Here is a 19,194-nt window from a genome sequence, read left to right as displayed (position 1 = left end):
ACGAAATAAAACGGCAAATCACTTTATTGAGTATGGCATCAATTTACGATTTCCTTGAGAGGTACATTTTTTCCATCTCTAAAAGCAACTACAAAAGCAGTTTTATAACCTTTCTCCCTAGCTTCTTTTTGCAACACACTTATTTCACTGTAATTATTTGTATTACCATAGTAATACTTATAATGCTTTCCAATTTTTTCCATTTCTACATTACTCAAACCTTTAAAATTATAGGGTTTAAGGTCTAATTTATTGGTGCTTGAGGCGATCTGTACTCTAAAGTCAACTCCTTCATAAATTTTTGGCGCCTCAACTTTTTTCTCTTCTTTTTTTACAGGAACAGTTTCTACAACCGTATTTTTATCCAAATGACTTTTATAAGATAAAATAGCATCTCCAATAATTTTCGCCACTTTTTCCTGACCCTGTTTAGAATTTAAAAAAGCGCCTTCGCTTGAATTGGTAATAAAACCTGTTTCTATTAAAATACTAGGCATATAGGTTTGATGTAAAACAACAAATCCCGCTTGTTTTACCCCCCTACTCACTCGATTCTCTTCTTTAAATTTCTCCTCTACCAAACTTGCCAAGAATAAACTTTGGTCTAAAAATTCTTCCTGCATAACTGTCATGCCAATTACTGCTTCAGGCGAATTCGGATCAAAACCGGCATATGTTTTTTCATAGTTGTCTTCTAAAAAGATTACTGAGTTTTCATGCTTGGCCACTTCAAAATTTTGTTTATTCGCATGTACTCCCAACACATAAGTCTCTGTTCCTGAAGCTTGTGTGTTGTGTGCATTACAATGCACAGAAACAAATAAATTAGCGTCAGCGTCATTGGCTATTTTGCCTCTCTTTTCTAACTCAACAAATACATCTTTGTCTCTTGTGTAAACAACATTAACACCTTTGTCTTTTTTAAGGTACTCACCTGCTTTTAAAACAATATTTAGTGCAATGTCTTTTTCAATATAACTTTTTGCCGGTCTGCCAGGGTCTTTCCCTCCATGTCCGGCATCCAAAACCACCACAAACCCTTTTTGTGCAGATAATTGTATCGAAAAAATTATAAAGAATAAAACTACTAAAGCTTTTCTCAACTTCATTTTTAATCACATTTTTAGATTATTTACGCCCATTTATGACGCCCTCATTTTTTACTTAGTATAAACTTGACTGCCAAAAAATATATGTAAGTTTGTAGCTTTAAAATTTTGGCTTCTTTTTACAAAAATAGTATTTAAAGTATTGCATACAAATTTAAGGTACATAGTTTTTATTTTCCTTACGCTACTCGTTGTAAATGGCACAATGAATGCGCAAATTCGATCTGAAAATGATTCAATTGTTGCACCTAATTTGTCTGCTACAATTAATGAAATAGAGAAGGATACGAGTACTGTAGATTCTCTTGATTTAAAAAAGGAATATCTAGAAAATAATATTAAACATAAGGCAAAAGATTATGTTCAAAATGATTTCATCAATGAAAAAGTCATTCTTTATAATGAAGCTGAACTGCTTTATGGCGACATTGAACTAAGAGCCGGAGAAATCATTATCGATTATAAAACCAATTTAGCCTACGCAAAGGGGATTATTGATACTGCGGGGGTTTACACTCAAAGGCCTAAGTTCAAACAAGGGGCTCAAGAAAGTGAGCAAGATTCTTTAATCTATAATTTTAAATCTGAAAAAGCACTTATTTATAACTCTCGTACCGAGCAACAGGGTGTTTTTATAACAGGTGACCTAACAAAAAAAGAAAACGATTCTGTTTTTTATATCAACAAAGCAAAATTTACTACCTCGCAAAAGGAAAAACCCGATTACTATATTGCAACTTCCAATATCAAAGTTGTTCCTAACAGTAAAATTGTTGGTGGCCTAAGCAATTTGGTCATTGCAGATGTACCTACTCCCCTATTTTTACCCTTCTTTTTTGCTCCTATCACAAAAGGTAGAGCCTCTGGTTTTTTGATACCTACCTGGGGTCAAAACAATAGTCAGGGATATTTTTTACAAAATGGAGGTTATTATTTTGCGATTAATGATTATTTGGATTTGGCTGTCTTGGGTGATATTTATACCAATGGTAGTTGGGGTATGAGGACAGAATCAAACTATGCCAAACGATATAAGTTTACTGGTAATTTTAGTTTTAGGTATGAAAGTTTAATTAACAGCTATTTAGGACTTCCAGATTATAGTAAATCGACTAACTTTTTTATAAGGTGGAGTCACAGTCAATCGGCACAGGTAAATCCGAATCAACGTTTTTCTGCTTCTGTAAATTTTGGAAGCAGTAATTTCTTTAAAAATTCTTATAATGAGTTCAGTTCTCCACAGTATTTGGTGAATACGTTTAACTCTTCGGTAAACTTTTACAAAAAGTTTGTTGGCACTCCCTTTAATATGAATGTGGGTTTAACACATACACAGAATACAAATACGGATCAAGTAGATATGAATTTGCCTTCTTTGCAATTAAGCATGGAAAGAATATACCCGTTTGCGCCTAGAACAGGGGTAAAGAAGAATCCTATTCAAAATATAGGCTTAACCTATAACATGAATGCCCAAAACCGACTTACTACTACTAGCGATGATTTTTTTTCGGCTGAAGCTTTAAAAAATGCAAGATCTGGTGTACAGCATAATGCCAATATTGGAACCAACATGAAAGCATTAAAATATCTCACGATCTCGCCAAATGCAACTTACAGAGATGTTTGGTATTTTAACACGTTGGAGAAAAGTTGGGATACGATCTCACAAAGCGTTGTTACCGATACTATTCAGGGCTTTGATTCTTACAGAGAATATTCTGCCAATGTTTCGGCTTCAACCACTTTATATGGAATGTTCAATTTTAAAAAAGGACGTTTAAGAGCTATTAGACATGTCATTAGACCTACCATTGGCTATGCATACAGACCAGATTTTAGTTTTTATTATGATGAATACCAAGCCAGTTTGGATCCTAATGATATTGACCAATACAATCGGTTTCAAAATGGAATTTTTGGAGGACCATCTCGTGGTGAATCAAACAGTATTTCCTTCGCCTTGAACAATACTTTTGAAGGTAAGGTGATGAAAAAGGATGCGGAAGAAGATGAAGAACCCGAAAAAAAGATGCTTTTAAATAACTTGAACTTTTCTTCAAATTATAATTTTGCAGCGGATTCTTTGAATTTCTCACCAGTCAGGGTAAATGGTGGAACACAATTGTTCAAAAATAAAATGAATGTAAATTTTAATGCTACCCTAGACCCCTATGCCATTAATGCCAATGGTACTAGAATTAATACTTTCAATATTAATAATGGAGGTAGTTTATTTAGATTGACAAATGCCGGATTTACAACCAACTATCAAGTATCAAGTAAAGATTTTGGGAAAGATAAAAAAGGGAAATCTGATGCCGCTAATGATGAAAGTGATAATAATGCAGATTTGGACCCTTTATTAGGAAGAAGTATTAATGACAACAGACAATCTCTTAACGCGAATAAATCTGATGATGTAAAAGTGGCTAATCTTTATAAAAACGCTATGCCCTGGAACGTATCAATGCGCTATTCATTAAATTACACTAATTCGAGAGGTGAAGGATTGATATCAACAAATTCTTTGCAGGTCGATGGTGATATTGAATTTTCACCAAAATGGCGTGTTGGTGTATCTTCAGGATATGATTTTAAAGATAATGGCGTAACTTACACCCAATTGAGATTTGAAAGGGATTTAGATAGTTGGAGATTTAGTTTTAACTGGGTTCCATTTGGAGATAGAGCCACATATTATTTCTTTATCGGTGTAAAATCATCGGCATTAAGCGATTTGAAATACGACAAACGCTCGGTACCAGACAGACGTTTATTCTAAATATAAAATCATGAAAAAAATTATAAAAACTACACATGCTCCGGCTCCTATTGGCCCTTATAACCAAGCTATTTTATCGGAAAATACCTTATATATTTCAGGTCAAATAGCCATAAATCCACTAACAAATGAATTGATTTTATCCGATATTCAATCAGAAACCAAGCAAGTGATGGAAAATTTAAAAGCCATTTTAAAAGAGGCCAAAACAGATTTTTCAGCCGTTGTAAAATCTTCTATTTTCATTTCTGATATGAATAATTTCGCCGCAATTAATGCTGTTTATGGTAGTTATTTTGAAGGATTGATTGCCCCTGCAAGAGAAACTGTTGAAGTTTCTGTTTTGCCTAAAAATGTAAATGTAGAAATATCCATGATCGCGGTTATTTGATGATTAAATTAAAATCCTGTTTTATGGATCGAAATAAGTATTTACTTCTGCTATTTGTTACTGTTTTATTTTTTGCTTGTAGTTCGCAAAAGTCTTCCATCGAGGAGGTTTTTTCAGTTACTGCAAACTATGCCAGCGATGAAGCGTTATTAAAAAAGAATTTGATCCACATTGCTTCTCTGGAATTTAACGGAAGAGAGACGGGAAAACCCGGGCAAAAAAAAGCAAGTCAATACCTAGCGAACTATTATAGAGACCTGGGCATATTATCACCGATGGAAAACGGAAATTATTTTCAAGAAATACCAAAGGAATTCTTTAATAAAAATACCGAAAATGGCAGTGAAAATGTGTTGGCCTATATTGAAGGTACTGACTTTCCGGAGGAGATTCTAGTAATCTCCGCACATTATGACCATTTAGGCAATAAGGATGGCCAAATTTATTTTGGTGCAGACGATGACGCCTCAGGTACGGTGGCAGTCATGGAAATTGCCAGACTTTTCCAAGTGGCCAAAAAAGATGGTAAGGGTCCCAAAAGATCTATTTTATTCCTGCATGTGACGGGTGAGGAAATTGGTCTATTTGGATCAAAGTACTATACCTCACACCCAATATTTCCGCTTAATAAAACAGTGGCAAACCTAAATATTGATATGATTGGCAGGATAGATAAGAAGCATGAAAAAAATCCAAATTATATTTATTTGATTGGTTCTGATAAATTAAGTACCGAATTACATGACCTATCTGAACAGGTCAATCAAACGACAGAAAAATTGGACCTCGATTACACTTTCAATAGCGAGAAAGATCCAAACCGCTTCTATTACCGCAGCGATCATTACAATTTTGCAAAAAACAAAATTCCAGTTATATTCTATTTTAACGGAACGCATGAAGATTATCACAAACCAACTGATACAGCAGACAAAATAAATTATGAATTATTAACCAAAAGAACCAATTTGATCTTTTACACGGCTTGGGAAATAGTTAATAAAGAAGGACGAATTGCTTTAAATACCAATTAATTTTTTGTGTATGCCATTTTAGACATAGAAACTACAGGAGGTAAATACAATGAGGAGGGTTTAACCGAAATTGCCATTTATCGTTTTGACGGTCAGGAAATTAGAGACAAAGTCTCAACACTAATTAATCCCGAAAAACCTATTCAGCCTTTTGTACAACAACTTACAGGGATCAATGAGGGTATGCTTAGAAATGCCCCTAAATTTCATGAAGTTGCTAAACGAATTGTAGAGATTACTAAAGATTGTGTGTTAGTGGCGCATAACGCATCTTTTGATTTTAGAGTCATTCACAATGAATTTAAACAATTGGGATATGATTTTGATAGGCCTACAATTTGTACGGTGGAACTCACCAAAACCTTAATTCCTGATTTAGAATCTTACAGTTTAGGAAAACTTTGTAGAAAATTGGGTATCCCTGTTAGTGATAGACATCGGGCCGAAGGAGATGCGTTGGCCACTCTAAAACTTTTTAAAATCCTTTTACAAAAAGACGAAGAAAAAGCAATTGTAAAAAAAGCAGTCAAATTTGATCGAAGTAGAGATCTTTCTTCAAAGTATTTAAAAATACTTGAAAATCTGCCTAACACTGCTGGCTTATTTTTTGTTTTTAATTACAGGAAAGAGATTATATATATCAACAAAGCTGACAATTTAAAGAAAGAGGTAAATAAGCTTTTTCTCACCAGCACGCAAAAAGCGAATAAAATAAGGAAGGAGATGAAATCACTTTCGTTTGAAGAGACTGGAAGTAATTTGGTCAAGGAAATTAAATTTATGGAATCAGTTTTTTCAAATAGACCCAAATTTAATCCTTTCAAGAAGAAAATTGTAGAGAAATCTGATTTTACAAATCCAAATTTGATTTTAATAGATTCTGGAAGAAATCAAGATGAGAATTCTGTTGTGTTGATAGAGAAAAATGAACTCATTGGTTATGGTTATGTAGAATTAAATTACCAAATAAATAATATTGACGTACTTCGTTCGTTGATATCCAAAAAGAAATTCAACGACGGAACAGAGAAAATTGTTCAGGAGTATTTAAAGAAAGAAAAAGTTAAAAAAATTATTAGATTCGATTAATGAAATTATTAAGATTATGGATTATCCTATTACTTCTTGGGATTTCCTGCAATGCCCAAAATGTAATACCAAAATTTGGAAGTGTTTCAATGGAAGAGATGAACATGCCAAGTTATCCAAATGACACCACCGCTAATGCTTTAGTCTTGTTTGAACAATGCGATGTCAAATTCGTACCTCAAAACAATAGAATTCATCTTGAAACCACCATTTACAAAAAAATTAAAATTTTTAATAAAGAAGGAGTCGATTACGGAAATGTCAGTGTTAAAATTTATGATGATCAGAAGGGTGGAATGGAAATAGTCCAGAAGATCAAAGGTATAACGCATAGTCCTGGCGAACCTGATCATTATCTATCTCCAAAGAATATTTTTCAAAATAAAATAGACGATCATTGGCATGAAGTGGTTTTTACGCTACCCAATATTAAAGAAGGTAGCGTCTTAGAATATTCTTATATCATAGAATCTGAATTCTTTTTCAATCTTAGAGGGTGGTATTTCCAATCAGAAATACCGAAATTATACAGTGAATACCATGCGCTTATTCCAGCCTTTTGGAATTATAATGGTACTTATACCGGATACTATCCTTTGTCTTTAAGAGATGCAAAATTGAAAAAAAATTGTTTTGATCCTGGTAATGGCGTTGATCAACCTTGTGATGAACGAACCTATGTAATGAAAGATATTCCAAGCTTTATAGAAGATGATGTATATTCTACATCTCCCAAAAACTATATTGCCCATATTGAATTTGAACTGGCTGAAGCCTTTAAATTAGATGGAACCTCTACAAAATATACAACTACTTGGAGTGACGCTGATAGAAAGTTAAAAAGCTTATTCGACTTAAATAAATCATCACTTGAAGGTTATTTCAGAAAGAACATACCGGATTCATTATTTTCAAATCCCGATCCGTTAATAAAAGCGAAAAGTATTTATCATTTTGTTCAGAATCATTACACATTAGACCCATCTAAAGATTATATTTTTGATGATCGCTCATTAAAAGATATGTACGATTCGAATTTAGGTGGTGTACCTGATATCAATCTAACCTTATTGCATGCAATGAATGCAGCAGGTTTTGATGCAAAAATCTTTTTATCTGCAACTAGATCATTTGGTAGGCCAACTAAAATACATCCCGTTATTACTGACTTTAATTATTTGTCTGTTTTTGTAAATATCAATGATCGACCCTATTTTCTCGATGCTTCCCAAAAGTTATTACCCTTCGGTTTTCTACCTTTTGAATGCCTAAACCAATATGGACGGGTTATTGACATTGAAGATGGTAGTTTTTGGGCAGATATTATACCTAACAGGATAAATGCAACAAGAAGAACCTTAAAACTAACAGTTAACGAAGATGGAACATTAGAGGGTTCGGCAAATGAAACTTTTACAGGATACGAAGCGTTCATTGAGAGAGAAAAACTCTCTAATAATAATCTGACCAAATCCATTTCGGGGCATAAATTTGAACCAACCAATTTTATAGTCAAGGATTTTCAAGATTTAGAAAAACCAATAGAAGAAAATTATATACTTAGATCAAATTCCGCTGAAATCGTTGGAAATAGTTTATATATAAATCCATTTCTTTTCTCCTTGGAAGAAAATCCTTTAAAACTAAATAGACGTAATTATCCTGTTGATTTTGGATATCAAAAAACTGATATTTATGCTGTTGAAATTGAATTTCCTGAAAGTTTTTCGGTGACCTCGCTTCCTGTACCAATTAATATGTCTATCCCAAAAAATGGTGGTTCATTTACAAGTACAATTTCGCACCATGGGAATAAGATAACTTTATACTACAAGATAAACCTGTTAAAATCAATTTATGAGGTCTCAGAATATGCATATTTGAAAGAATTCTTTAGTCAAATCATCAACTTTCAAAATAGTTTTATAATTTTAGATAAAACTATTTCAAATTGACGCAGAAAAAGAAAAATTGGCAAGAAAGGTTACACGAAATTATTTATGAAGCTGATACCAAAGCTGGAAAGCGATTTGATGTAATTTTACTATGGCTCATTTTATTCAGTATTGCACTTGTCATGCTCGAAAGTGTCAAAGAACTCGATGCTAAATATCATACTTTCTTCAATGTTTCAGAGTGGATTATCACCATCTTATTCACCATAGAGTATATTGCGAGAATTATTTCTGTTAAAGAACCTTCAAAATACATTTTCAGCTTTTATGGCATCATTGATCTGCTATCAACAATTCCAAAATATATTTCTATCATTTTTGGGGGAGCACATGCCTTAGTTGCGCTGCGAGCCTTAAGATTGCTTAGGGTATTTAGAATTCTCAAATTGGTTCGATTTATTGGAGAATCCGAAAAATTAGCCAAAGCACTTAAAGCAAGTCGTCATAAAATTTTAGTTTTTATACTGGCAGTATTTATTATTTGTCTAATAATTGGCACTTTTATGTATTTAATTGAAGGAGATGAAAGTGGCTTTACGAGCATCCCAAAAAGTGTTTATTGGGCTATAGTCACATTGACAACCGTGGGGTACGGTGATATTGCACCTCAAACAGCACTAGGTCAAATGCTAGCCAGTGTAGTAATGATTTTAGGTTACGGAATTATTGCAATCCCTACAGGCATTGTGACCGCAGAATTTACAAAGCAAACTGGACAAAAAATTGATATAAATACACAATCTTGCCCCAACTGCACAATCGGATACCACAAGGACAACGCTAAATATTGCTATTCTTGTGGATCAAGTCTAGAAAAATAAAATACCACCTGTTTTCGAATTCATCAACTTAAATAATTAATTGTTGGTTATTTTTATAGTTTTGTAACATGCAAAAGAATATCAACATACAGAATAAAAAAGCGCGTTTCGAATATGATATTCTAGACACTTATATTGCCGGTATTCAATTGAGTGGAACAGAAATAAAATCAATACGATTAGGGAAAGCTAGAATTACGGAAAGCTTTTGTGAATTTAATGAGAAGGGAGAACTTTTTGTCATTAACATGTATGTTGAAGAATATCAGCAAGGCAGTTTCTACAATCATTTACCTAAAAGTGCAAGAAAACTTTTGCTACAGAAAAAGGAGCTAAAAAAATTAGCAAAAGAGGTACAAAATGTAGGTTTAACAATTGTACCACTTAAACTTTTTATTACAGAAAAAGGCTGGGCCAAACTTCAGATAGCACTGGTAAAAGGTAAAAAATTACACGACAAAAGAGAAACAATTAAAGACAGAGACAACAAAAGAGATCTTGCGAGAATTAAAAAGATTTACCAATAAAATGAAGTATTGGTTGAAATTAGTGCGTATCAAAAACCTCATGATGATGATTTTGATTTTTGTACTGATAAAATTTTCTATTCTCGAACAATTACCCTTTCAAACAAACCTGAATACTGGCAATTATCTTTTATTATCTTTTTCCATCATTTTTATTATGGCCGCTGGTTATGTTCTAAATGATGTATGTGATTTGGAAACAGATAAAATCAATAGAAATAAATCTTTGATTGTGGGAGATAAAATCTCAGTAAAAAAAGCTAAAATATTTTATGTTTTATTGAGTTGCTTTGGTCTTTTATTGGGTTTACTTTTTAGTTATCGGTTAAATAGACCCTTTTATTTTATCTTTTTTTTAATCCCTTTTCTACTTTTAATAACATATTCTAAAGTATTGAAATACAAATTTTTAATAGGTAATTTAATTGTAGGATTTTTGCTTTTTATAAGTATTTATTATTTCAATGTATTTGAACTTTATCCCATACAAAACACTTCTTTTCAATTCGAAAAAATAGAATCTGAAAATCGAATAACTGCACTTGCCATTTTTGCCTTTTTACTTACCTTATTAAGAGAAATAGCAAAAGACGCTGAGGATATTCCGGGAGATATTGTCTCTAAATCTTCTAGTTTACCAATTAAACTTGGCTTGCAAAAAACAAATACTGTTCTTGTCTTCCTTACCAGTATTACTTTGATTTTTGTTATTATTTTTATCTATAAAATATCATCCAATTATCTAAAAGTGTACTTAGTTTTAGGCGTAATATTCCCTTTGCTCTATTTCGCAATTTCAATTAATAAAAATAATAAACCCTCAGATTATACAAAGTCCACCAAACAACTAAAATTAATTATGTTTATCGGTATTCTAAGCATTTTGTTTTTTTAAAATGATAAATTTCCCATATAAAATAATTCTAGCCTCTGCTTCACCTCGAAGACAAGATTTTCTTAAAGCCTTAGAAATTCCTTTTGAAATAAGATTAAAAGAGGTTGAAGAAGTTTTTCCGCCTACCTTAAAAAGAGAAGAAATAACCAATTTTCTGGCTATCCTAAAAGCAGAACCTTTTTTGAAAGAACTAAAAAAAGATGAAATCTTGATAACTTCCGACACCATAGTTTGGCTAGATAATGCTGCACTTGGAAAACCTAAAAACTATCACGAAGCCTTTTCAATGCTCAAGTCATTATCTGGGAGGATGCATGAAGTTATTACATCAATTTGTCTAACTTCAAATAGAAAACAAGTCATCAAACATGATATGACTAAAGTATATTTTAAAGAATTGAAGGAAGAAGAAATCAAATTTTATTTAGAATCATTTAAACCCTATGATAAAGCTGGCAGTTACGGAATCCAAGAATGGATTGGATTAATTGCTGTCACAAAGATTGAGGGAAGCTATTTTAATGTTATGGGCTTACCTACAGAAAAATTGTACACATCTTTAGAAGAATTTACCGCAGAGGGTTAATATTTTTATATTTTTGCAGCCTAAAATAAAATTCTGAGCATAAAGCATAAACCATGAAAAAATTCACATTTACAGAAAAAAAAGATACGAGATCGGGATTTGGTGCCGGTTTAGCCGAACTAGGAAGAACAAACCCCAATGTAGTTGCTCTATGCGCTGATCTAGTAGGCTCTTTAAAAATGGAAAAATTTATTGAAGAGAATCCTGATAGGTTTTTTCAAATTGGAATTGCCGAAGCAAATATGATGGGTATTGCCGCGGGATTGACCATAGGAGGAAAAATTCCTTTTACTGGTACTTTTGCAAATTTCTCAACAGGAAGAGTTTATGATCAAATTCGTCAATCTATCGCATATTCTGGTAAGAATGTGAAAATATGTGCTTCGCATGCAGGATTAACTTTAGGCGAAGATGGTGCGACTCACCAAATTTTAGAAGATATTGGTTTAATGAAAATGTTACCGGGCATGGTAGTCATTAATCCTTGTGACTTTAACCAGACCAAAGCGGCAACAATTGCTATTGCAGATTACGAAGGTCCTGTATATCTCCGATTTGGACGTCCCGCAGTTCCTGTCTTTATGCCTGAAAATGAAAAATTTGAAATAGGAAAAGCCTTACTCTTAAATGAAGGTTCAGATGTAACGATTTTGGCTACCGGACATTTAGTTTGGGAAGCTATTTTAGCTGCGGAGCAATTGGAGAAAGAAGGAATTTCTGTAGAAATTATCAATATACATACGATCAAACCTCTTGATGATGCCGCAATTCTAAAGTCTGTTGCCAAAACAGGATGTGTAGTTACCTGTGAAGAACACAATTATTATGGTGGACTCGGAGAAAGTGTTGCGAGGGTTTTAACTCAGAATAATCCGGTTCCTCAAGAATTTATTGCTGTTCAAGACAGTTTTGGAGAAAGCGCTACACCGGCCCAATTAATGGAAAAATATGGCTTAAATGACAAAGCTATTTTCAAAGCTGTAAAAAAAGTATTAAAAAGAAAATAGTTGTAAATTTGTTTTTCAACAAACAAATCTTTCAACTATGAAAAATCTATTAACACTTATTATCTTTTTTTTATGCTTTCAAATTACTCATGCCCAGTTTATTGAGTATGGACTTAAAGGTGGTTTGAATTATAATTCTAACGGAAGTTTGCAAGACCTTTCGGGTTTTGAGGACGACTTCAAAATTAAATCTAACGAAGAAACAGGTTTTCACGTGGGTGTTTTTTCTGAAATAAATTTACCCCTTTGGCTGTATATTCGCCCGGAATTACTTTACACGCATACTGAAAGCACCTACAAGGAAGCTGGGAAAAAATCTAGACTTGAAATGAACAAGTTCGATGTACCAGTATTATTAGGATTTAAATTTTTAGGTCTGGGAAGATTCCTTATCGGCCCATCTTTCTCTTATGCTTTTGATACTGATTTGTCTGATACTGATATTTTTGATAATGTCAAAAAAATTGATTCAGACGATTTTTCAGTAAACGGTCAAGTTGGATTGGGCTTAGAATTAGGAAATTTGGGAGCAGATGTGAGATGGGAATTAGGACTATCCGGTACAGAAGCCATCTTTAGAGGTGACCCTGCAGGACCAAACGCTTCAGATATAAGTACTGTAAGGGTTGACACAAGTCCACAACAAGTTATATTTAGCGTATACTATAAGTTTTAACAAGATCTCATTTTAAGGAAAAGGCGTGATCTTTCGATCACGCTTTATAAAGTGATAATTTTTTCCAGTCAAAACTCTTTGCCTGTAACCAAATAGGTGGAATATTTCTTTTGCCATAAATGTAGCAATCATGGGGTTGACAACTAGTGTAAATGGATTGTCAGGGTGCTTTTGGATACCTGGGAGAATTCTCAATAAATGATGAGCATTATATTTTCTTAGAAAAGCCGATAGTTTCAACCATTTTTTAGATATTTTATGGATGATAAAGAAACCATCTTCGCCTAAATTTTGATATAAAGGCATAAATATCAAGCCTTTATTTACAGCCCTAATCTCCTTTCCATCGCTGTATGCTAACAATTTATCTTTAGTGATTTCATCAAAATTTACAAAACCATTTATCATCTTAAAATTTTCGTCTTTTTGAATTGAATAACGAAAATCGATTTGAAAAAAATCGTTGTTCTTTGAAGATTTATTTAAGCGTTTATCAAAAACATCAAACCCTATTATTTCTTTCTTTTTTAAACAATGTCCAAAATATAGCGAAAGCCATATAAAAGCCTCGCAATTATCTATAGCTTCTTGACTGTAGTGTTCTCCTGCTTCAAAACCCAATGAGATATAGCCATACTCATTCATAAAAGTTAAAAGTGGCCCATTTAAATATTCTTCTAAGCCTAAAATAACAGGTACCGAAAAACAACTGGAAAATTTTCTATTATTCAAAGAATCACTAATTGTAATAAATGGCTGTGTGGGAGAAGAGGTCGTATGAAGGTCAATAAAGTATTTGGTCCCCCTGTGTTTTGTAATGATATCTTTTACGGCCTTATAAATCTCAAATTGTTCAAACTCTTCAGGGTTATTTTCATCTATGTTGTCTTTGATTTTTTCAATTCTATTCAAACTCCAAATTCTATTCAAATCTTCTTGAAGATATCTAACTTCCTGATCTAAAGCCTTTTTGTTACCGTAAATAAAATAGACATTTCCCTGGACATTGTCTTTTTGTTTTTCCAATTGAGTTAAGACTCGCCTAGCCGCCAAGACTCCGGCCTTTTCATTCCCATGAATACCTGCAAAAAAAATAAAGGTCTGATCATCTAAATTATTCAAAACCTTTCCAATGATTCTTTCCCTATTTTTTTTTATTTCAATTAGCCTCTTTGTTTTAATATCGTTTTTCAAAATCATGTCTTGTAATTATGCCTACCAAATCACTCTTATCGAGTACAGGCAGACAACCTATTTCTTTTTCTTTCATTATTCTTTCAGCTTCCTCCATTGTTTTTTCTGGTGAAATGGTAAACAATTCTTTTTCCATAATCTCATTTGCCATAATAGGCAGTTCTGAATCAAAGGCTGAATAATTTTGTAATCTGTTTCGTGTAATCAGCCCCACTAATTTATTCTCCTTATTTACAACAGGTATATGATTTATTTTTTTCCATTTCATCACTTTCTCAATCAGTTCAACTAAACTATTTTCATTTACAACAAATAACTCTGTAGACATAAACCGTTCGACTTTTTTCCTTAAAAAATCATCATTCCTCAGCTGATGAACTTGCATTTTTGGCCATTCTGTGATAGGTAAATTTAAGCTTTGATTTTTGTACATTTCTTCAGTAAGTGCATAATTTGCAGATTCTCGAGTCATTTTTTTTCTTAATGCTCGGTGATTTTTAATCATCCAACTGCTACCTGTTTCTTTGGCTTTGACCCGCTTCTCAATAATGCCCAAATAATATTTTATATCTTGCTCAGACACTTTTTCTTTTCTTAAACCGTGTCTTGCAATTGGCAATAATTCATCTAATATTAATTCGCAGGCGGTTGTAGTTTTTCCGAACCAATCAAAACATGTTTGCAATCCTGTTCTAGCTGCTCGAACAAAATTACCTCTTGCATCGTCAAAATCCATTTTGGAAGAAATATTACAATACTTATCTGGTAATCCTTTCATCAAACCTACCCAAAAAGCAGTATTGGCCACCTCATCCACCAAAGTTGGTCCTGCCGGAATATAACGGTTTTCAATTCTTAAATGAGGCTTGCCATCTGATACGCCATAACAAAGCCTATTCCATTTGTACAATGTACCGTTGAACAAATTTAATGCTGTTAATTTTGGAATACTTCCTGATTTAAAGAGAGCTTCAGAGTTTTCATATTCTTCAGAAGTTAATATGGGTGAATACCTCGCAATATCATCTCTATATAATTCTAAAATAGATTCTTTAATCCAATTTGTCCCAAAAGCAACCCTCGCCTTTTGCTCTCTTAAAAGATAGGAAGCATTTCTAAGATCTACACTTTGTTGAAATAATGCAATTCTAGTCTCACTCCACAATTCTCTACCCATTAATAATGGAGAATTAGTAACCACAGATAGAACAGGTCCGGCAATTGCTTGAGCCCAGTTGTACTCATCAATCATTTTTGTTGGATCAAGTTGCAAATGCACTTGAAAACTGGTATTGCAAGCTTCAAATAAAATTGACCTATGGGTAACAATAAATTGATGAACACCTTTAATATGAAGCTTAAACTCGTTCCCTCTTATTTTCTTGAGAATTTTGTTAAGTGTGGTATATCTATTCAGGGGCGTAATATGGTCTAAATAGAGATTTTTTTGTTTAATTGTTGGTAAAATTCCAGTTAAAATAACATTTACATTTTCTGCTTTTGCCGATGCATAAGCCCTTGCTAAATGTGTTTTTAACTTTGCTTCCAAATCTGAAAAACATTTATTTCGCAGTTCAACGGGGCGAATATTTAATTCCATATTAAATAATGCCAACTCAGTCGTGAAATAATCACTATCGAGTTTTTCTAAAATTTTCAAAGCTTTTTTGGACGGATGAAAATCCAAATCGGTTAAACACATTTCTTGTTCGGCCCCAATTCTTGTAATGCCTGTTTCTAACAAGTCATTCACAATCATTTGATCAAGTATTTCTATATCTTTCAACAAATGACCTAAACATTCACGCTGTGCTTCTAAACCAATAATTTCTTTAACGGTAAGTGAGCCCATAAAAAAAGCATTCAATCTTTAAATATAAGATTAAATGCTTTTCTAAATTATGACTATGGTCACTTTTATCAATCAACAAAAAGTGGTTTTGAACTCATCAATTCATTTACTGTTTTTCCAACTTTATGAATAACGGCATCATCACTTGGGTTTGTAATAACCTGATCTATAAGCGAAACGATTGTCTCCATATCGGATTCTTTCAGTCCTCTGGTGGTCACGGCCGCAGTTCCCACACGAATTCCCGAAGTAACAAATGGAGATTTATCATCAAAAGGAACCATATTTTTATTCACAGTAATCTCGGCTTTCACCAAAGCATTTTCCGCTTCTTTACCAGAAATATTCTTGTTTCTTAAATCAATTAACATCATATGATTATCTGTTCCGCCGCTAATAATTTGATAATCTCTTGCTACAAATGCCTTTGCCATAGCTGCAGCATTCTTTTTTACTTGAATCTGATAATGCAGAAAAGTATCACTCAATGCTTCGCCAAAAGCAACAGCTTTGGCAGCGATGATATGCTCTAATGGTCCGCCTTGCATTCCTGGAAAAACAGCACTGTTCAACATGGCACTCATCATTTTCACCTCTCCTTTAGGTGTTTTTTCACCCAGTGGATTTTCAAAATCTTCACCCAACATAATCATTCCGCCTCTTGGACCTCTTAACGTTTTGTGGGTTGTTGTGGTTACTATATGACAATGAGGCATAGGATCGTTTAGAATTCCTTTTGCGATAAGTCCGGAAGGATGTGAAATGTCTGCAACCAAGGTCGCACCTACGCTATCTGCAATTTCTCTAAATCTTTCAAAATCTATATCTCTTGAATAGGCAGAAGCACCTGCGATGATCATCTTAGGCTTTACTTTCGTTGCTGTTTCTTGAATTTTATCGTAATTCAACACGCCAGTTTCTTTTTCTACCCCATAAAAATGTGGTTTGTAAAGTTTACCCGAAAAATTAACCGAAGAACCATGCGTTAAATGACCACCATGAGAAAGATCAAAACCTAAAATATTATCACCGGGTTTTAATATAGCTTGATATACAGCTGCATTAGCCTGAGAACCTGAGTGAGGTTGTACATTGACATAAAATGCACCAAAAAGCTCTTTCGCTCTATCTATTGCCAATTGCTCTACCTCATCTACCACCTCACAACCTCCATAATACCTTTTACCCGGATATCCTTCAGCATATTTATTGGTTAATACTGAACCTGCAGCTTCAAGTACCTGCTCGCTCACAAAATTTTCTGAAGCGATTAATTCAAGTCCGTTAGTTTGTCTTTCCTTTTCCTGTCTGATTAAATCAAATATTTGCTGATCACGTTGCATGGTTACTAAAAAAATTAAGTTTTGTTAAAATCGGTCAAAAATAGTAAAATCATTTTGCAAATAAGGATAAACTTATATATTTGAATCTTAAAATATATAAACATGAGCAATTCCCCCATAGTAAAAATATCAGCAAATGATCCTAAGAGAAAATCTTGGATTAAGGTGAATTCATATTCAGACTTTCCTATCCAAAATATTCCTTTCGGCGTATTTATCACAAAACATGATGTGATCACCATTGGAACGAGAATTGGTAAAACGTGTATAGATCTTGCTGCCCTCCATCAACTGGGATATTTTGAAGGAGTCCCACTGACGGAAGATATATTTATGCAAGATAATCTCAATGACTTTATAGATGATGGAAGAAAGACATGGAGAGCTGTAAGAAACAGAATTGCTGAAATTTTTGATGAAAACAACCCTATTTTAAGAGATAACGAAAAACACAGGGAAGAGATTTTATTTGATGAAAAGGATATTGAAATGCTTATGCCAATTTCGGTAAATGATTATACCGATTTTTATTCTAGCAAAGAACACGCGACAAATGTAGGCAGTATTTTTAGAGACCCAGAAAATCCGTTATTACCTAATTACCTTCATATCCCCATTGGATACCATGGAAGAAGTTCTTCTATTGTTATTTCGGGTACAGGTATTCGAAGACCTGCAGGTCAAAGAAAAACAAATGGTAAAAAAGAAATCACTTTTGGTCCTACTAAATCAATGGACTTTGAACTTGAAATGGCGTTTATTACTACAGGTGCAAATAAATTAGGCAACACAATTCCGATTGGTGAAACGGACCAATATATTTTTGGAATGGTTCTATTAAATGATTGGAGCGCAAGAGATATTCAAGCGTGGGAATATGCCCCACTTGGTCCTTTCTTAGGGAAAAGTTTTGCCACTTCTATATCACCGTGGATTGTTACCATGGATGCACTTCAACCTTTTAGAGTTGACGGTCCTGAACAAGATCCTAAACCATTACCCTATTTACGACAAACAGGAAAGAATAATTACGATATCAATTTATCAGCATCGATTAAACCTAAAGGAAAACAAGAAGCTGTTGTCTGCGAAACAAACCTAAAACACATGTATTGGTCTGTTTATCAACAACTAGCACATCAAGCAAGTAATGGTTGTAACATTTGTACTGCGGATATTTATGGCAGTGGAACAATTAGCGGCCCAGAAAAAGGAAGTTTCGGCTCTATGCTCGAAATCACATGGAATGGGAAAGAACCCATCAAAATGAAAGATGGTACAGATCGTAAATTTTTGAAGAACGGAGATACAGTAATTTTAAGAGGTTATTGTAAGAACGATAAAATTCGCCTTGGATTTGGTGAATGCAGGGGTATTATAAAAAAAACCAAAGAAGGCATTTAATCAATGTCTAAATCTAAAATGTCATAATGAGAAGCGTGTCTTAAAAGCTTCTCGTTTTTTATGATTAAAACTTGTGGAGATTGATGTGTGATTTTAAATTTATCGGCAAGTACTTTTGATAATTCCCTATCGGATAACACATTAACTAGAAAAACTAAATCGTTATTACCCTTATCCATTAGTTTCGCTTCAAACCTTCTCAAAACAGCAGAACTTATCCCACAACGTGGACTGTGTTTAAAAATAATAATCTTTTGATTTAAGGCTGTAGTCGCAAGTTTATCTAATTCCTCAACATCTTCTAACTTTTTCCATTTTAAAAGATTATTATGCTTATCCGCTTTATTACTGAAGAAAGTAGGTCTTAAATTCATTGTTACCAATTGAAAAACAAAAATAAATTAATTCACAAATATAACAGCACGTCATTTAGTCAGCTTTTTTACGTTTAAGACGACATTTTGACTTGTTTTTGCAAATTTATATGACTTGGAACACAAATTGACCATATCCATTGAACCTTAAA

Annotated in this window: 17 protein-coding genes; 12 read left to right on the top strand and 5 right to left on the bottom strand. The window is 33.3% G+C overall.

The features are described 5' to 3' along the window. Positions 1–38: 38 nt before the first annotated feature. Positions 39–1,109, bottom strand: a complete 1,071-nt coding sequence (locus ACFQ39_RS10300; protein ID WP_377178726.1) for an N-acetylmuramoyl-L-alanine amidase family protein — start codon at positions 1,107–1,109, stop codon at positions 39–41. 205 nt (positions 1,110–1,314) lie between these two features. Between ACFQ39_RS10300 and ACFQ39_RS10295 the strand changes: the two genes are divergently transcribed. From ACFQ39_RS10295 to ACFQ39_RS10245, 11 genes are all read left to right on the top strand, one after another. Next, positions 1,315–3,894, top strand: coding sequence for a putative LPS assembly protein LptD (locus ACFQ39_RS10295; protein ID WP_377178724.1), 2,580 nt, complete (start codon positions 1,315–1,317; stop codon positions 3,892–3,894). Positions 3,895–3,904: 10 nt separating this feature from the next. Beyond that, a complete protein-coding gene (locus ACFQ39_RS10290; protein ID WP_377178722.1) occupies positions 3,905–4,285 on the top strand; it encodes a Rid family detoxifying hydrolase in 381 nt (126 codons plus the stop codon). Between the two features lie 23 nt (positions 4,286–4,308). Then, positions 4,309–5,319: a M28 family metallopeptidase gene (locus tag ACFQ39_RS10285; protein WP_377178720.1), complete on the top strand. Its 1,011-nt coding sequence runs from the start codon at positions 4,309–4,311 to the stop codon at positions 5,317–5,319. A 6-nt stretch (positions 5,320–5,325) separates the two neighbouring features. After that, the gene (locus ACFQ39_RS10280; RefSeq protein WP_377178718.1) at positions 5,326–6,408 is read left to right on the top strand and encodes an exonuclease domain-containing protein; all 1,083 of its coding nucleotides are present in this window, start codon (positions 5,326–5,328) and stop codon (positions 6,406–6,408) included. Next, the gene (locus ACFQ39_RS10275; RefSeq protein WP_377178716.1) at positions 6,408–8,363 is read left to right on the top strand and encodes a hypothetical protein; all 1,956 of its coding nucleotides are present in this window, start codon (positions 6,408–6,410) and stop codon (positions 8,361–8,363) included. Before ACFQ39_RS10280 ends, ACFQ39_RS10275 begins: the two co-directional genes overlap by 1 nt. Next, positions 8,360–9,184 carry an ion transporter gene (locus ACFQ39_RS10270; protein WP_377178714.1) on the top strand — a complete coding sequence of 275 codons (825 nt, stop codon included), beginning with the start codon at positions 8,360–8,362 and terminating at the stop codon, positions 9,182–9,184. The genes ACFQ39_RS10275 and ACFQ39_RS10270 overlap by 4 nt, the downstream gene beginning before the upstream one ends. A gap of 68 nt (positions 9,185–9,252) precedes the next feature. Then, entirely contained in the window at positions 9,253–9,711 is a 459-nt protein-coding gene (gene smpB / locus ACFQ39_RS10265; RefSeq protein WP_377178712.1) for an SsrA-binding protein SmpB, read from the top strand. Position 9,712: 1 nt separating this feature from the next. Beyond that, positions 9,713–10,606 carry a geranylgeranylglycerol-phosphate geranylgeranyltransferase gene (locus ACFQ39_RS10260; protein ID WP_377178710.1) on the top strand — a complete coding sequence of 298 codons (894 nt, stop codon included), beginning with the start codon at positions 9,713–9,715 and terminating at the stop codon, positions 10,604–10,606. A gap of 1 nt (position 10,607) precedes the next feature. Then, complete coding sequence (locus ACFQ39_RS10255) at positions 10,608–11,192, top strand: Maf-like protein (RefSeq protein ID WP_377178708.1); 585 nt, start codon at positions 10,608–10,610, stop codon at positions 11,190–11,192. Between the two features lie 53 nt (positions 11,193–11,245). After that, a complete protein-coding gene (locus tag ACFQ39_RS10250) occupies positions 11,246–12,199 on the top strand; it encodes a transketolase family protein (RefSeq protein WP_377178706.1) in 954 nt (317 codons plus the stop codon). A 37-nt stretch (positions 12,200–12,236) separates the two neighbouring features. Further along, complete coding sequence (locus ACFQ39_RS10245) at positions 12,237–12,875, top strand: outer membrane beta-barrel protein (protein ID WP_377178704.1); 639 nt, start codon at positions 12,237–12,239, stop codon at positions 12,873–12,875. A 12-nt stretch (positions 12,876–12,887) separates the two neighbouring features. Here ACFQ39_RS10245 and ACFQ39_RS10240 read toward each other — a convergent pair whose 3' ends face one another. The 3 genes from ACFQ39_RS10240 to ACFQ39_RS10230 form a co-directional block, all read right to left on the bottom strand. Next, positions 12,888–14,069: a succinylglutamate desuccinylase/aspartoacylase domain-containing protein gene (locus tag ACFQ39_RS10240; protein ID WP_377178702.1), complete on the bottom strand. Its 1,182-nt coding sequence runs from the start codon at positions 14,067–14,069 to the stop codon at positions 12,888–12,890. After that, positions 14,053–15,921 (bottom strand): CBS domain-containing protein, encoded by a 1,869-nt coding sequence (locus ACFQ39_RS10235; RefSeq protein WP_377178700.1) that lies wholly within the window; start codon positions 15,919–15,921, stop codon positions 14,053–14,055. Before ACFQ39_RS10235 ends, ACFQ39_RS10240 begins: the two co-directional genes overlap by 17 nt. 68 nt (positions 15,922–15,989) lie before the next feature. Continuing rightward, positions 15,990–17,264: a serine hydroxymethyltransferase gene (locus ACFQ39_RS10230; RefSeq protein WP_377178698.1), complete on the bottom strand. Its 1,275-nt coding sequence runs from the start codon at positions 17,262–17,264 to the stop codon at positions 15,990–15,992. A gap of 102 nt (positions 17,265–17,366) precedes the next feature. Between ACFQ39_RS10230 and fahA the strand changes: the two genes are divergently transcribed. Beyond that, entirely contained in the window at positions 17,367–18,668 is a 1,302-nt protein-coding gene (gene fahA, locus ACFQ39_RS10225) for a fumarylacetoacetase (RefSeq protein WP_377178696.1), read from the top strand. Here fahA and ytxJ read toward each other — a convergent pair. Next, positions 18,665–19,042, bottom strand: a complete 378-nt coding sequence (gene ytxJ, locus ACFQ39_RS10220) for a bacillithiol system redox-active protein YtxJ (protein WP_377178694.1) — start codon at positions 19,040–19,042, stop codon at positions 18,665–18,667. The genes fahA and ytxJ overlap by 4 nt on opposite strands. Positions 19,043–19,194: the final 152 nt, after the last annotated feature.

Origin of the sequence: Namhaeicola litoreus, from assembly GCF_042679565.1 — a bacterium.
Taxonomy (GTDB): Bacteria; Bacteroidota; Bacteroidia; order Flavobacteriales; family Flavobacteriaceae; genus Namhaeicola; species Namhaeicola litoreus.
Note: the sequence above shows the minus strand (reverse complement) of the source record. Positions and strands in the feature narration are given on the sequence as shown.